Source organism: Alcanivorax sp. 97CO-5, from assembly GCF_000524665.1.
Classification (GTDB): Bacteria; Pseudomonadota; Gammaproteobacteria; order Pseudomonadales; family Alcanivoracaceae; genus Alcanivorax; species Alcanivorax borkumensis.
Window position 1 is genome coordinate 134887 of the sequence record NZ_KI965907.1, and the last position, 15336, is coordinate 150222.

Sequence of the window (15336 nt, forward strand, 5' to 3'; positions counted from 1 at the left end):
ATATGTCGGGTTACGCCGCTTCCCCACACGCCATACATTCCATAAAAAAACGCCGACGCCCTTGCTTGTGCAGACGCCGACGTCAAACGGTTGCCAATACGGCCACAAGAAAACCAATCTGTTCCTGCTGCACCCCTTTGGCAGTATTTTTCTCTAAGCTTGTCGGTTAAAACGTATAATCAAACCGAACATTAGCTCCACGCGGTGCGCCATAATAGGCTTGCCCCACGTAGAGCGAATTGTAGTATTTTTCGTCCGTCACATTATTCACATTCAGGGTTGTCGTCAGGTTTTTGGTCCAGTCATAACTGGCCATCAGGTTTACCAGCGCATAGCTGTCCTGAGTGGTTTTGGGTATACCACCAGTACCACCGCGGTAAATACTATCCTGCCAACTCACCTGAACACCGGTTTTCAGTTTCTGTATAGTAGCCGGCCGGTAGGTAGTCGATAGCCTGAGCATTTCCCGCGGCGTGTAAGTACGGATTTCATCGCCATCCTCGTCTTCAATTTCCAGCCAGGTGTAACCACCGGCTAATTGCCAGCCGGGCAGAATTTCACCGCTAATTTCCCCTTCATAGCCAAAGCTTTCCACATCCACACCGCCGTAATAAGTATCAGGGCCGATCATCCCAGCGGCTTCTGCCAGGTTTTCCTGATCTGTTCGGAAGGCAATCAAGGCAGTATAAATCCGACCATCCTTCCATTCGGATTTCAGGCCCAGCTCTTGAGTTTCACCAGTTACTGGCTCCAGGCGCTGACCGGTGATGTCTTCTTCGGTCTGTGGATTGAAAATTTTAGTGTAGCTACCGTACACAGAATGCACATCCGTCAGGTCGTAGATCAGACCAACATAAGGCACGGTTTCGCTGGCACTGGCATCTTTACTGGCGCCGTAACCTTCACCCTCGCTGGTCACGTCCACATAGCTAGCGCCGCCAATCAGGGTCAGCGGGTCGGCCAGGCTAAGGCGAGTGGCCAGGTAGGCGCTGCGGTAGCGGTCATCCCACTTGCTACCGCTGGTGGAGGCATCGAAGGTCGGCTTGGGGTAACTACCACCAAAAGCCCAGTCCGGAGTCAGCGCGGTTCCGATGCCCTGCCCATAGTTTGAGGTTTCCTCAATACGGCCTTTCGCATAGTTAGCTCCAATCACCATTTCGTGAACACGGCCGCCCACTTCGAACGGGCCGCGGGCGTACAGATCAAACACACGCTCGGTGACCTTGTCGTCATACTGGCTGGGGTAGGCGAACAGGCCGGTTTCGTCCTTGTTCGGCGTGCCATAGACGTAGAACAATTCGGATTCACCTTCCATTTTGCGGTAGTTGAACACCGCATTGGCTTCCCAACCGTTATCGAAACGCTGCCGCAGTTCGGCGAACACAGACTCGGTATTACTGTCCCAGTATGCCCAGTCGGCGGCGGTGCTGGTTTCCACGTCGTAGTCGGTCGCGGTGCCGTCGGAATAGAACAGCGGCAGTGACCCCCACATGGGGCTGTCTGCATTGCTGTTCTGGTAGCTATAACCCAACGTGAACAGCGTTGAATCAGTCACGTCAGCCTCAACCACCCCGTAGAAAACACCACGCTCATTTTCATAACGGTCCAGATAAGAATCACGATTCTGATACGCTGACACCATACGACCACGGACCCGCCCATCCTCAGTCAGGCTACCGGAGGTATCCACTTCAACACGGCGGTTATCCCAGGAGCCATAGCTCGCGGAAAGTGTGCTATGGGCATCTAGTGTAGGGCGCTTGCGAACATAATTGACGGTGGCGGAAGGATTGCCCAAACCGTTCATCAAACCATTGGACCCGCGCACAATTTCCACCCGTTCAAACAGGCTCGTATCCGTATCTCCATTAACGATTTCGTAGGGCAACGGCATGCCCAGTCCGTCGTACTGGTAGTTGGTAATTTCAAAGCCGCGAGCGTTGTAATACACCCGATCGGTTTCCACTTGGTCAACCACCACCCCAGGTGTAGCCGCCAATGCTTCGCTCACCGACACGATCTGGAAATCATCCATCAAGGTCCGCGACACTACTGAAACCGACTGCGGCGTTTCCCGACGGGTCAGCGACAACCCGGTGGGTGCGCTCAGCGGGGTTTTCGGCTGGTAGCTTTCCGAAGTATCGGCAAGCGTGCCTTGGTTTGTTTCTTCATTCACCGTTACTGACGGAATTTCATGTACGTCATCGTTATCGGTTTCCACCTCTGTTGCCGTCGAAACCAGTGGAAATAGCAACAGTGAGGCCGCCAACGGGCGGCCCCAAAAACGTGCAGAAGTGATGATCATGATCGTGCCTGTAATTGTCTCTGCATCCCGGACCATCACTAACCGCTACTAACATACCTTGCGCTAGCGCGAGCGACCGGACTCAGCCGGAGATGATAATGCAGGCGCGAACCATTCTCAATTGCTTCCTGTTTTTTGGCCTGCTTTGCCCTCAGACAATAACGATTGCAGTTCAGCCCTCCCTCTCGCGTTGGTTTCCACTAACATCTCCATGTCCGCGCGATGTTCAATCTGTTCCAGTAACAGGCGCTCATCCAACTCCCGAAAACTGCGCACCAAATCAATGGCCGTGGACTCAGGCACCCCTAACTGTATTAACGTCAGGCGCGCACTCAGCAGGGCGGATTCAAAGCTTTCTCGAATCACTTGCTCCACTCCAAGGGCATGCAGCTTGTAAGCGTGATAGCGGTCACGGGCACGAGCCACGATGGTCACATTGGGGAAATGGTCGCGCACCAGCTCTGCGGCTTTCAAAGAAGCGTCCACATCATCCACGGCCAGCACCAGCACCTTGGCCTGTCCCAGCCCGGCGTTGTGCAGCAGATCTAGCCGGGTCACATCACCGAAGTACACCTCATTACCGTAACGACGCAGCAAATCGATTTCGTCCGGGTCCGAATCCAGCGCAGTGAAGGGGATCTGGCGCCCCACCAGAATCCGGGCAGTGATCTGCCCGAAGCGACCTAGCCCAGCAATCACCACCTGGGGGTGGTGATTGCTGGGCATGTCTTCTTCTTCCAGATCCTTGCGCGGTGCCTTGCCATCCGCCTTAGGCCACAAAAGCGTTACTAGTTTCAGCAACAACGGGGTACAGGCCATAGACAACGCCACCACCAGATTCAGCTGCCCGGCCAGAGTGCTATCGAGTAAATTCAACGTCTGAGCCTGAGTCAGCAGCACAAAGGCAAACTCACCGCCCTGGCTAAGCAGAATGCCGAACATGACGGTACTGCGCCATTGCGCTCCACGCAGTCGGCTAATGGCGACCAGTACCAGCCCCTTTAGACCCAATAACATAACCAAGAACAACGCGATGTTGCCCGAATGATCCAACAGCAGACGCAAATCCATGGTCATGCCGATGGCCAGGAAAAACAGCCCGAGCAACAGACCCTTGAATGGCTGGATATCGGTTTCCAGCTGCTCCCGATACGGCGAATTGGCCAGCAGCACACCCGCCACAAAAGCCCCCAGCCCCATAGACAGCCCCAGGTGTTCCATCAACGCCGCAGAACCCAACACCAACATCAGTGCACTGGCGGTCATCAGCTCCCGGTTACGCAGCTTGGCCTGCCAGCCGAGCCACGGGTTCAACGCATACTTGCCCGCTAATACCATCGCCGCCAGCGCAACGAGGCCTGCCAATAACTGGGGGCTATCTTCACCCGCCTGGGCCCCGGCCAGTAACGGCAGCAATAGCAGAATCGGGATCACAGCCAAATCCTGAAATAACAGAATGGAAAAGGCTGATCGCCCCTGAGAGGTACCCAGCTGGTTGGTTTCCACCAGCATTTGCACTACAAACGCCGTGGAGGACAGCGCGAGGGTGGCCCCGATCGCCACGCTTTGATGGCTATCGAAGCCCAACAAATAAAAACCGCCGGTCAATAGCAAGGCACTGAACACCATTTGGCTGGCCCCCAGCCCTACCAGCCGCTGGCGCTGCGCCCAGAGTTGCTGCGGGGCCAGCTCCAACCCCACCAAGAACAGCATCAACACCACCCCCAACTCGGCAAAATGCAGTACATCGTTACCGCCACTAACCAGCCCAAACCCCAACGGCCCTACAGCAATGCCCGCCGCCAAATAGCCCAGAATGCTGCCCAGCCCCAGCCGTTGGAACAACGGCAACAACACCAGTGTCGCCCCCAGCAACACCAGCGCCTGCGAGAAAAATCCGTCCACACCGCTCTCCTTTTTGTCTTAGCTAATGCTAGCGGATTTCGTTTGTTCACGTTGTTAAAGGCATTTAGCGCACGTTTTGCACCATAATTGCCCAGGGAGCAGCAAACCCTTAGTATTGCGCTCTTTTTCTGCCCTGGATTAGTGCGCACCATGAGCAAGCAAAGCGATCAGCTCCGCCAGCAACTAGTGGGTGGCGTGTTACGGCAGCTGCATCTGGAAGCCATGAGCGAACGCTTTAATCCCCGTGTGGTGTTGGCACTGTTTAATCTCGTCAATGGTGGCCTGAGCATTGCACTGATCGCCAGTGTGGCGCTGGTTACTCAGCAAGCGTTTATCTTTCCCTCCCTGGGCGCCAGCGCCTTTCTGTTATTTCATCTTCCCTTGGCGGAAGCCGCGTCCCCCCGCAATGTGCTGTGCGGCCATCTGATCGGCGCACTGTGTGGCTGGGCATCGTTATGGGTATGCGGGCTGCATGATGCGCCAGCCGCCTTCATTACCGGGGTAGAATGGCCCCGTGTGGTGGCGGCAGGGCTGTCATTGGGCATGGCCAGTGCATTGATGATCCTGTTTCGGGTGGCTCACCCCCCGGCCGGCGCCACCGCACTGATCGTGTCGCTGGGGCTAATGCATGAGCTGCAACAACTGCCTGTGTTGCTTAGCGCCGTGGCATTACTGGTTGCTCAGGCTTTCGTAATCAATCGGCTTGCCGGCATTCCTTACCCATTGTGGAAAACCCCTCAACCGAACACCTAATACCCCGCGCCCTGACACAATGAGAATGATTCCGCTTTATGCTAGGCTGCGCGGCATTGTCAGCCCGGTTGGATTCTGCATGCGCGCATTACTGGTTCTACTTCACCGCTGGTTCGGTCTCTTCATTGCCGCTTTTCTGATTATTGCCGGCTTGACCGGAGCCGTGATTTCTTGGGATCACGAATTGGATGAATGGCTTAACCCGCATCTTTTTACAAGCCAGAGCCAAGGCGAGCCACTGCCCATGCTGGAACTGGTCCGTCATGTGGAAAACGCGGACCCGCGAGTCCGGGCCAGCTTCTTTGCCCTAGAAGCAGAGCCGGGCCATAACGCCGAAATCTGGGTGGATGCCAAAGTAAACCCGGACACCGGGCGGCGCTACGAACTGGGTTACGACCATGCCTTCGTAGATCCGGTTACCGGCGAAATCGTCGGCAAACGCGAATGGGGGAAAATCTCCCTGCACCCGGAACACCTGATGTCGTTTCTGTACAAGCTGCATTTCACCCTGCACCTGCCGGAATGGAACGGCATCAACCGCTGGGGCATCTGGTTGATGGGTGCCGCCGCCATGGTATGGTTATTCGACACGTTTATCGCCATGGCGCTGACTCTGCCGCGCAAACGCCGCACCCAGAAACCGGCGGGCAAGAGCTGGCTGCAACGCTGGAAACCCGCCTGGATGATTCGCCGCGGCGCGGGCGCCTACAAACTGAATTTCGACCTGCACCGGGCCGTCGGCCTGTGGACCTTCGCTTTATTGTTGATGCTAGCCTTTACCTCATTTTCCCTAAACTTATACCGAGAAATCTTTTACCCGGTCATGTCTATAGTGTCCGAAACTACCCCCGGGCCGTTTGAAACACGCACGCCCACCGCATTGCATGACCCCGTAGAACCCCAGGTTAGCTGGCCTGCATTGTTCCAAAAGGCTCGAACGCACGCGGACAATCGCGGCTGGGACGAGCCCATTGGTGACACCTTCTACAGCGACAATTTTGCGGTCTTCGGGGTGCGTTTCTACTACCCAGGGGAAGACCACGATAGCGGCGGAATGAAGGTGAAGAGCCTCTATTACGATGGCCGCAGTGCCGCTTTAATTGGTGAGGAAGAGCCCTGGGAAGGCACCGTCGCGGATGTCTTCAGCCAACTACAGTTCCCCCTGCATTCTGGTCGCATCGTCGGCCTACCTGGGCGCATTATCGTCTCAATCATGGGCATTGCGGTCGCCATGCTCTCCATCACCGGGCTGGTAATCTGGTGGAAAAAAAGAAAGGCGAGGGTAACGAGCAAGCGTCGTAAACAAGAAGCAGCGATGGCGGCTACCACCACGCCTTGAGCATTGCAGCAAGCGTGTCACTCCAAGGACCGGACAAACGCTTTTACGTTGCTGCCTAGGGTTTCACTCACTCCCACGCTGCGGTTCGCAGCTAGGGAGCATCGCCCACGAAAGAATAGAGGTATGTTTGCCCAAACAAAAACCCCCGCGTTTGCGGGGGGGTGTGTTTACCACTTGAGGGGAGCGTCCGAGGATCCCGGCGTCGCAGCCTGGCCAGCGGGTGACGCCAACGAACGTTGGGCCTGCTTGTCCGAGCGTACCCGGTCACCTACTTGCAAAGGGCTCGCTTCACCTTCCACTCGAGCAATGCCGTAGTCGGTGCGTACATCGCTCACCTTAAGGGTGGCCAAGGCTTCGCCTTCCAGCTTGATGGTCATACCGGTATCCGGGTCTTTCATTTCCCCGGCAGGACGATACACTTTCATGATGCCGCCTTTCTCCAAACGCCCTTGGCCCTGGCTCAGAAATACCGCCTCACCATCAACCTTAATCACCTGCACCGGATAAAGCACGTCAGTGGCATCACCGGCAATGGCGCGGGCAATTTCCGGGTAAATCTGATCGGCTAAACGCTCCGGGTGATTACGGTCGTCGATGTTGAGTTGGCGGGCAATCTCACGGATAACCGCTTCTGATTTGTCCCACTCGTAAAGATCGCTCCACAGAATTTCCGTGGTAGTGGTGTCGATAAGACGATAGCGGACCCGCACATAGGGGGCGTAACCTCCCATCTTAGCGCCGTAGAACGCTTGCGCGCTGTCGCCAATCTGGAAGTCTTCAATGGTACCCACCAACAGCAGATCCGCGCCCTTACGCTGACCCAGCCGTGCCATTTCTTCCGGGGCGATGCTGCCTTGGGCCACCACGCCCAACTCTTCATCGACATCCGCAAGGTAGGTACGGTCCAGCACCCGGTAGCGACCGGACTGGGAAAATGCCATTGTTAGGTTATCTTGAAGTTGATGCTGCACTTGGCTCGCGGGCACCTTGATATCACCGAGATCATAGCTGCTTTTGGCGCTATCAAAAGTAGCAATGGCAATGCCTGGCAAGTGAGAGCGGTCCGGGCCGATAGTCTTGGGCCGCAGGATCTCCGCTTGGATCTGCGCCTGCCAGATACCGTCATTTACCTGCTTCACTGTCTGGACCTGGTAGGTTTTTATGTTACCCAGCGTTGGCAACTGCGGCTCCGGCACCGACGTCTCTTTGCCCTGCCAAGTAGACACATCTCCCTTTTGGTTGATCACCCATTCATACACATTTGTGCGGAAATTAGGATCCACCGCCAAGGTCACACCACCTCCCTGACGCACAGCCGCGACCAGGGCATTGGTCATGGCTTGCTCCGGGTTATCGCCATACCCCCGCGCTGACACGGAAACGGTTTCGGTCATCGCATAGCTGAAAGACGAACAAAGCAGCAGGATAAGAAAAAAGGGAGAGAAAAGACGTTTGATCATGAAAGATCTCCTTGCCAGTAGCGGCAACCGCTCCACCACTTATATCACGAATAAGGCCGGCATGAACCGGGAACAAAGCGTATCAATAACGCCGTTCCCGCGCACCCCAATAACGGAGGCAGGCCTCCCTGCCTCCAACCGCCTCGGTAGAACCCGGCGAGGGTTGCCGTAATCATTTGCCACCGCAAATACCGTCGCTTTACAGGCCGAACAGGCTTTTGGATTTGGTCTTGCGGATTTCTTTCTCGTTCGCCCACTCAATGATACCGGTCTGGATGTTGAGCAACTTCAGGGTGAATTTGTAATACACATCTTTGGTGCTGCCATCACGCTTCACAATGGAAGAAAAGTTACCGTACATCATGAACTCAGCGCCGATTTGACGACCCATGGCCGCGGCAGTGCTCTGATCCACCAGGCCGGAATCACTCTGGTAATCCAACTGTTCGCGTACACGATTAACCACCGTCATGTCGGCAAAACGAAATTTACCGGAATTGATCAGCTTGGACTGGATGGTATCTGTGATGGATTCCGTGTCCACATGCTCGGTGGTCTTGTTCTTGATGCGATCGACAAAGACCACCGGGCGACGGCTCTGGGTCATCTGCACAATGGGCGGGAACACCAGCATGTCATCCACCATCTTGCTGGCAATCATCTGCAGGTCAGTGGAACCGAAGTCGGTATTCACGGTTTCACGGCCTTGGGCATCACCATAATCCACAGTGGAACAACCAGACAGCACCAATGCAGCGCCGAGCATCATCATTGAAAATAAACGTACCATTCTTATTTCTCCTTGTTCCTTGTTGCGTCAGCTGGGCTGACCGTTATTCCTGCACCCAGATTTCGAAGCGCACGGCGGACGGGTTGGGGGACACCCCCTGCACACTGTTCTGGCTACGACCGGCCATCACCACCTGCCGCCAGGGCTGGGCTTCTGGCTCAAGCTCGAAACCGTCGGCATCAAACCATTTGAACTTGTATTGGAAGTCGAGCTGGAATTTCCAGTCGTTCTCCAACACAGCCTGAACCTGAAGCAAATCGCCAACGCGCTTTTGACGCAGGTCTACAACGGAAATGCGGCTGGAGAGCAAGCTATTGCTGGAATGCACCTTAGTGACGACTTCGCCGTCTTCGGTTACTTCCATCTGGCCTTTATTGCTGGCGGAACATGCCGCCAGCACCAACGCTACCAGTATTGCCAACATCGGGCGTAAAAATGTCATAGGGGACCCTCCTGAACGGGTAATATGCGAGTAATCAACTGGCCAGGTACGGCCACTGCATGAATCACGGTGAGGCCCCGGCGCACGACCGGAACCGTCAGCGTTCTGTTACCTGCCGGGGTACTTAGCACTAATACGTGCTCACCTTGAGGCAAGTGAAGTCGGGTAGCCTGAGCATAGGCTGGCAAGCTCAGCCAGCTGCGACGGTCGGCCTGCTCACTAACCAAATTATAAATCTGAGTGCTCAATGAGCCTAATAGGCCGAAGTTGTCGTTGGCCTGTTTTTGCATGTTGTATTTAGCCGTGGCCCGCAGCGTCTGGCGTACCAACATGCCGGGCATGCGCTCTTTCAAATCTTTCGCGGCCAAGCCGCCCACATCCGCCAACACCACGGTTTCGCCCAACGGCTGGCTAGCGCTGTCGAGCACTCGCAGGCTGTCCGGGCGTGGCTTGCTGCTAATCGCATAGGTCGGGAATGCCACGGAAAACACCCCGTGGACAGTGGGAATCGGCAGGGAGAACTCTTCCCGGGGTTGCACAAAGCCCTGTTCATAGAGCACCGCCACCATGCCCTCATCACTGCCACTCCGAGCCTCTGGGTTAGACACCCGTTCCACGTCTTCCTTAATCATATCGATGCCGGAATGGATCTCCAGCGCTTTCTTGTAATCGACCAAGGCATCGTTATATTCACCATGCGCCTCCCAGAACAAGGCAGACAGATAGAAGGTCCAGGCATTCTGGAAGCTGGCTTTAACGTCACCGGCTACCGCATCAATACCCTCGAAGTAACCATCGAACTGGGACACGTCCACGTCGTTCTCTTGCGCCTTTTCCTCAGCCTTAGCGATTTCCTTTTCCCGTTTGCTGGCCGACACCCGCTGCTCGAGTGCCGCCGCCCGCAATTCTACAGCGGTGCCGGTGACATCGTTTTCAGCCCAATAATTCATGGCCTGATAGGCACGGGTAAAGATGCGCTCGTAGTCCGGTGCCACATAAGGGCGGGCATTATCGTTGGTGAGCAAAGAGGTACCGCTGGCGGCTAGAGAGGACACTTGGATTTTCGCGCTGGCGTCTTCAGCATCGTATTTGGACACCGCATCGGCAAAGGCATTACGGCTGACCTCACCCTGGCCATTGAGCTGCGCGACCCGGCCTAACTCTTGAAGATACAACACGCCATCGCCCCCGGCGGTGGCTTTCTCCAATTTCTGCATGGTCCCCAAACTGGCAGCCTCATTCCCCAATGTGGCTTTCCATTTTTGTGCCTGGCTGGGGTAAGAGACGAACAGGGAGTTCGTGGCACACCCACTCAGCGTTGCCAACAACGCCACCCACAGGCATCCCTTCCTTAATAAATTCATGGTCTTAGTGTACGCCCCAAGAAAAAAGCCGAAGCAGGCAAGTTAGCCTGACTCCGGCTTTTTGTCGAGCAGTTCACATATCGCCGGCACAATATGCCGACGCATGTATACCGCAAGCTCTATGCCCTAGAACAGCACCCGGGTACGAATGGTGCCGTCGATAGTGCGTAGCTTTTCCAGCGCCAATTGGCTGTAGCCCTTATCCACATCAATAACCACGTAACCAATCTCTTCGTTGGTTTGCAGGTACTGGCCACAAATGTTGATGCCATTTTCGGAGAAAACCGTGTTGATCTGAGTCAGCACGCCGGGCACGTTCTTGTGGGTGTGAAGCAGGCGGTGCATATCTGGATGCGGGGGCAGAGCCACTTCCGGGAAATTCACCGCACCTAAGGTAGCGCCGTTGTCGGAATAACGGATCAGCTTTTCGGACACTTCCGTACCGATGTTGACCTGGGCTTCCTTGGTGGAGCCACCAATGTGCGGAGTCAGAATCACATTATCGAATTCGCGCAGCGGGCTGATGAACTCGTCATCGTTACCTTTCGGCTCTTCCGGGAACACATCGATGGCCGCGCCCAACAGGTGGCCGTCGTTCAGGGCCGCCGCCAACGCTTCAATGTCGACAACCTTGCCGCGCGCATAATTGATCAGGTAACCCTTGGGCTTGATCGCACGGATCTGCTCTTCCTGAATCATCCAGCGGGTATCAGCAGTGTCCGGCACGTGCAGGCTCACCACATCAGACTGGGCCAGCAGATCAGTGAGAGTACCCACCTGCTCAGCGTTACCCAGCGGCAGCTTAGGTACCACGTCGTAGAACTTTACTCTCATGCCCATGGATTCAGCCAACACGCTCACTTGCGCACCGATGTTGCCGTAACCCACGATACCCAAGGTCTTGCCACGGATCTCGTAACTGTCCTTGGCAGACTTCAGCCAGCCACCACGGTGGGCAACCGCATTCTTTTCCGGAATGCCGCGCATCATATTGATGGTGTGAGCAATCACCAATTCCGCCACCGAGCGGGTGTTGGAGTAAGGCGCGTTGAAAACCGGGATACCACGCTTCAGGGCGGCCTTCAGGTCTACCTGGTTAGTGCCAATACAGAAACAGCCAACGCCAATCAGTTTTTCCGCTGCCTCAAACACCTCTTCGGTGAGCTGGGTGCGGGAGCGGATGCCAACAAAATGAGCATCCTTGATTTTGGCAGTCAGGTCATCCCCGGTGAGCGCGGTGGGCAGCAGCTCCACATTGGAGTAACCATTCGCTTTCAGGTTCTCCACGGCGTTTTCGTGGATGCCCTCGAGCAGGAGAACGCGGATCTTATCCTTCTCAAGAGAAGTATCGGCCATGATTCTGTCTCGGTAGCCTGTGAAATGGGCGCGTATGTTAACATAGCGCGCTCAAATTGAGAGCAACCCATGCTGTACTTCTGCTCAAGTCAGCGTGAACCCGTTTCAACCCCCCGGTTAAACCCGTTCAGGAGACCTGTTGATGACTGCCCTTGCCCATGCTGCCTTAGAGCAACTAACTGATTTGCTTGGCAATCGCTGCCTCACCGACCAGGAAAGCGCCGAACGTTACGGGGTCGACTGGACCAAGGTATGGGCACCGGCACCCTGTGCCGTGGCACTGCCGGAAACCACCGAGGAAGTGCAACAGATCGTCGAAATCGCCAACGAGCATGGTTTGCACCTCGTGCCATCCGGGGGTCGCACCGGCCTGTCCGCTGGCGCAGTCGCCGCCAACAATGAGCTAGTCGTGGCCTTTGATCGTATGAATACGATCCTCGATTTCAACGAATTCGACCGCGCCGTCACCGTACAGCCCGGCGTCATTACCCAGCAGCTGCAGGAATTCGCCGAACAGAAAGGTCTGTTCTATCCGGTCGATTTTGCCTCCGCCGGCTCCAGCCAAATCGGCGGCAACATCGGCACCAACGCCGGTGGCATCAAAGTAATTCGCTACGGCATGACCCGCGATTGGATCACCGGCCTGAAAGTGGTCACCGGCAAAGGTGAACTACTGGACCTGAACAAGGGCCTGATCAAGAACGCCACCGGCTATGACTTTCGCCACCTGTTTATCGGCTCAGAAGGCACCCTGGGCTTTGTGGTGGAAGCCACAGTAAAACTGGCCCGCGAGCCCAAAGACCTGACAGCCCTGGTACTGGGCGCACCAGGCTTCCGGGAAGTAATGAAAATCCTCCATGCCTTCCAGCAGGACATCGACCTCACCGCCTTTGAGTTCTTCTCCGACAAGGCCATGGCCCACGTGCTGGAACACGGTGTCGCCAAGCCTTTCGATACCGAATGCCCGTTCTACTGCCTGCTGGAATTCGAGCAGTTGTCTGAGCAAATCGGCGACCAGGCCATGGCCATTTTTGAACGCTGCGTGGAAGAAGGCTGGGTACTGGACGGCGTCATGAGCCAGTCGCTACAGCAGCTGGATCAGCTGTGGCAGCTGCGCGAACGCATCTCCGAATCCATCGCTCCTCACACCCCCTACAAGAACGACATCTCCGTCACCGTCTCTAAAGTGCCGGACTTTGTCGAAGACATCGACACCGTGGTGCAAGACGCCTACCCGGATTTCGAAATCGTCTGGTTCGGGCACATTGGCGACGGCAACATGCACCTGAACATCCTCAAACCAGCAGACCTGCCCAAGGAAGACTTCTTCGCCAAGTGCAATAACGTCTCCAAGTGGGTGTTCGAGATCGTGCAAAAATACAACGGCTCGATTTCCGCCGAACACGGCGTGGGCATGACCAAGAAACCCTACCTCGAATACTCCCGCAGCCCGGAAGAAATCGCCTGCATGAAAGCGGTGAAACAGGTATTCGACCCCAACAATGTGATGAACCCGGGAAAACTGTTCGATGTTTGATGAGATCAACGAAGTCCAAGTAGACCCGGACGGTTACCAACATCGCTGGATCGACGGCTCCGCCATGAACATGCCGGTGGGCAAGGTGGTCTGCGTGGGCCGCAACTACGCCGACCACGCCAAAGAGCTGGGCAATGACGTGCCGGAATCGCCGCTTTTATTTATGAAACCCGCCACCGCGTTGACCAGCCTGCACGAGCCGCTGGTGTTGCCCGAAGGGCAGGGGCCAGTACACCACGAAGTAGAAATGGTCGTGCTGATCGGCAAACGCATCCGCAAGGAAACCCGCCTGGATCACGTGCGCTTCAGTGTCGCCGCCTACGGCATCGGCCTGGACCTGACCCTGCGCGAAGTACAAAATCAGCTTAAAGAAAAAGGCCACCCCTGGGAACGGGCCAAAGCCTTCGACGGCGCCGCCCCGGTATCCGGCTTTATCGATGCCCGCGGTATCTCGGTGCGCCAGGACCTGGGCGTTACCCTAGAACTTAACGACGCCGTAAAACAACACGGCCACACCGGCCAAATGCTGTTCCCCACCTTCGAGCTGTTATCGGAAATCAGCCAGACCTTCACCTTGGAACCAGGCGATCTAGTTTTCACCGGCACCCCCGCCGGCGTCGGTCCGCTGAACAGCGGCGACAAGTTCACCGCCAGGCTGGGCAACATCATTCAGGTGTTTGGCTCCGTCGCCTGATAACGACACAACTCCCGCCGCCACCTTCCTGGCCCCTCATGATGGAAGCACCCCTGGAACCGCGAAACCGCCAAACACGGTGTTGAATACGGAGATCTCCAGTAGCCTTGGAGCCATAGTGAGGCGCAACGCGCCTCTATGTGATGACCAAAGCAAAACTGCCTGTGAGATTTCTGAACATGAATGTTTACATCGCGAAGCCCCCAAGGGCGGCATCCGGCGTATGCCAGAACAGGTTATCGCTCAGCGATCAAACCACCTAGCCCCTCTCATTACACCCGCACTTATGCCCCAAGCCGCTTTGTGCCAAGCTGCACATTGAGCTAGCAGTGAGGGCAAGCCCCATGAAGAAACTGAAAAACGAGAAAGAGCTGGTCAAGAAAGCCATACAGATAGGGGTCGCCTACGCAGAGAAACGCGGCGTGGTGGAATTTGAAGCAACCGATTCTGCCTCCGAGAAGTTGCTCTATATTTATCGCCTGCTGGTCCATGACAAGATCATCCAGCCATTACCAGAGGACCAGGTGTCGCAACCCACGATTCAGCACAAGCTGGCGATCTGGGCCTCTAAACAACCGTAATGAAACAATAACCCCGTGCTATGGGCTCTGGGTCTTACGCGCGGCAAACACCGTACCCAGCAAAATAATAGCGAGCAGGGCAGCGGTGTCGCTGCCCAAATTACGGTCGTTGATAGCGCTATTATCCTCTGTGAAATAGCGCTCTAACCATGATTACATCATCCGAAAGTGTTTTCGCAAATTTTCGTTGACCCAGCCGCCCAGCCGTTCACGACCAATACCGTCGATAAAATCCCGCACCTGCTGCGTATAGGCACGATCTTCTTCAAGAATATGGTGGAACAGCCACTTTTCCAAAACCCGCAATAGCGACTCTGCCACATCGACGCCATCTTCATGACGCCGCAGCAGGGACTCAATGTGAAAGATGAACTTGCGATGCTGAGAGTGGTGATCATCCAGCTTGTCGTAGCCGGCCCGCTCCATCAGTGCTTCCTCAAAACTGAAGTGGGATTCGGTGTAGTCCACCAGATCATAGAGCACTCGGGCCACGCCCAGTTGGGCGCCAGGCTGGCCGACTAGACGGTCTAGGTCGTTGATGTAATCCACGATGCGTTTATGCTGCTGGTCGATGACCAAAATGCCCAGTTCATAGGCCGGGCCCCATACGAGGCGCATGATCCCTCTCCGGTTAGTGGTGTGGGGCAAGCAATATGGGCTTTACGCTAGCAGCAGGCAGGGTAGCCAATGTAGACATAGATCAATGTTTAAACAGCAGTGTGCCGAGTAAAGTCCACAGCCGAGAAAACCGTCCTCCTACAGACGGTGAGGGTTAAAAGCGGGATAATGACCGCCACAGCCATTCCTCGA

13 protein-coding genes are annotated in these 15336 nt (G+C 55.7%); 5 read left to right on the top strand and 8 right to left on the bottom strand.

Translation table 11 applies throughout. The features are described from left to right. Positions 1-166 precede the first annotated feature (166 nt). Positions 167-2305 (bottom strand): TonB-dependent siderophore receptor, encoded by a 2139-nt coding sequence (locus Y017_RS14055; protein ID WP_231483538.1) that lies wholly within the window; start codon positions 2303-2305, stop codon positions 167-169. 117 nt (positions 2306-2422) lie between these two features. Further along, positions 2423-4210, bottom strand: coding sequence for a monovalent cation:proton antiporter-2 (CPA2) family protein (locus Y017_RS14060; RefSeq protein ID WP_035461598.1), 1788 nt, complete (start codon positions 4208-4210; stop codon positions 2423-2425). A gap of 150 nt (positions 4211-4360) precedes the next feature. Here Y017_RS14060 and Y017_RS14065 point away from each other — a divergent pair, with 150 nt between their 5' ends. Together Y017_RS14065 and Y017_RS14070 are read left to right on the top strand one after the other, a co-directional pair. After that, the gene (locus Y017_RS14065) at positions 4361-4963 is read left to right on the top strand and encodes an HPP family protein (RefSeq protein ID WP_035461600.1); all 603 of its coding nucleotides are present in this window, start codon (positions 4361-4363) and stop codon (positions 4961-4963) included. Positions 4964-5042: 79 nt separating this feature from the next. Further along, the gene (locus Y017_RS14070; RefSeq protein WP_035461628.1) at positions 5043-6302 is read left to right on the top strand and encodes a PepSY domain-containing protein; all 1260 of its coding nucleotides are present in this window, start codon (positions 5043-5045) and stop codon (positions 6300-6302) included. Positions 6303-6469: 167 nt separating this feature from the next. Here Y017_RS14070 and Y017_RS14075 read toward each other — a convergent pair whose 3' ends face one another. From Y017_RS14075 to serA, 5 genes are all read right to left on the bottom strand, one after another. After that, positions 6470-7762, bottom strand: coding sequence for a CsgG/HfaB family protein (locus tag Y017_RS14075; RefSeq protein WP_035461602.1), 1293 nt, complete (start codon positions 7760-7762; stop codon positions 6470-6472). 199 nt (positions 7763-7961) lie between these two features. After that, positions 7962-8552, bottom strand: a complete 591-nt coding sequence (gene lpoB, locus Y017_RS14080; RefSeq protein ID WP_011587369.1) for a penicillin-binding protein activator LpoB — start codon at positions 8550-8552, stop codon at positions 7962-7964. A 43-nt stretch (positions 8553-8595) separates the two neighbouring features. Beyond that, positions 8596-8994: a YcfL family protein gene (locus Y017_RS14085; RefSeq protein ID WP_011587368.1), complete on the bottom strand. Its 399-nt coding sequence runs from the start codon at positions 8992-8994 to the stop codon at positions 8596-8598. Then, a complete protein-coding gene (locus Y017_RS14090; protein WP_011587367.1) occupies positions 8991-10358 on the bottom strand; it encodes a COG3014 family protein in 1368 nt (455 codons plus the stop codon). Before Y017_RS14090 ends, Y017_RS14085 begins: the two co-directional genes overlap by 4 nt. Before the next feature lie 126 nt (positions 10359-10484). Then, positions 10485-11714, bottom strand: a complete 1230-nt coding sequence (gene serA, locus Y017_RS14095; RefSeq protein ID WP_011587366.1) for a phosphoglycerate dehydrogenase — start codon at positions 11712-11714, stop codon at positions 10485-10487. 142 nt (positions 11715-11856) lie between these two features. Between serA and Y017_RS14100 the strand changes: the two genes are divergently transcribed. From Y017_RS14100 to Y017_RS14110, 3 genes are all read left to right on the top strand, one after another. Then, positions 11857-13251 (top strand): FAD-binding oxidoreductase, encoded by a 1395-nt coding sequence (locus Y017_RS14100; protein WP_035461604.1) that lies wholly within the window; start codon positions 11857-11859, stop codon positions 13249-13251. Next, entirely contained in the window at positions 13244-13945 is a 702-nt protein-coding gene (locus tag Y017_RS14105; RefSeq protein ID WP_051428786.1) for a fumarylacetoacetate hydrolase family protein, read from the top strand. The genes Y017_RS14100 and Y017_RS14105 overlap by 8 nt, the downstream gene beginning before the upstream one ends. A 344-nt stretch (positions 13946-14289) precedes the next feature. Continuing rightward, complete coding sequence (locus Y017_RS14110) at positions 14290-14526, top strand: DUF5062 family protein (protein ID WP_035461606.1); 237 nt, start codon at positions 14290-14292, stop codon at positions 14524-14526. Between the two features lie 153 nt (positions 14527-14679). On the opposite strand, the gene Y017_RS14115 is transcribed toward Y017_RS14110, so the two are convergent. Continuing rightward, positions 14680-15144, bottom strand: a complete 465-nt coding sequence (locus Y017_RS14115; RefSeq protein WP_035461609.1) for a bacteriohemerythrin — start codon at positions 15142-15144, stop codon at positions 14680-14682. Between the last annotated feature and the right edge of the window lie 192 nt (positions 15145-15336).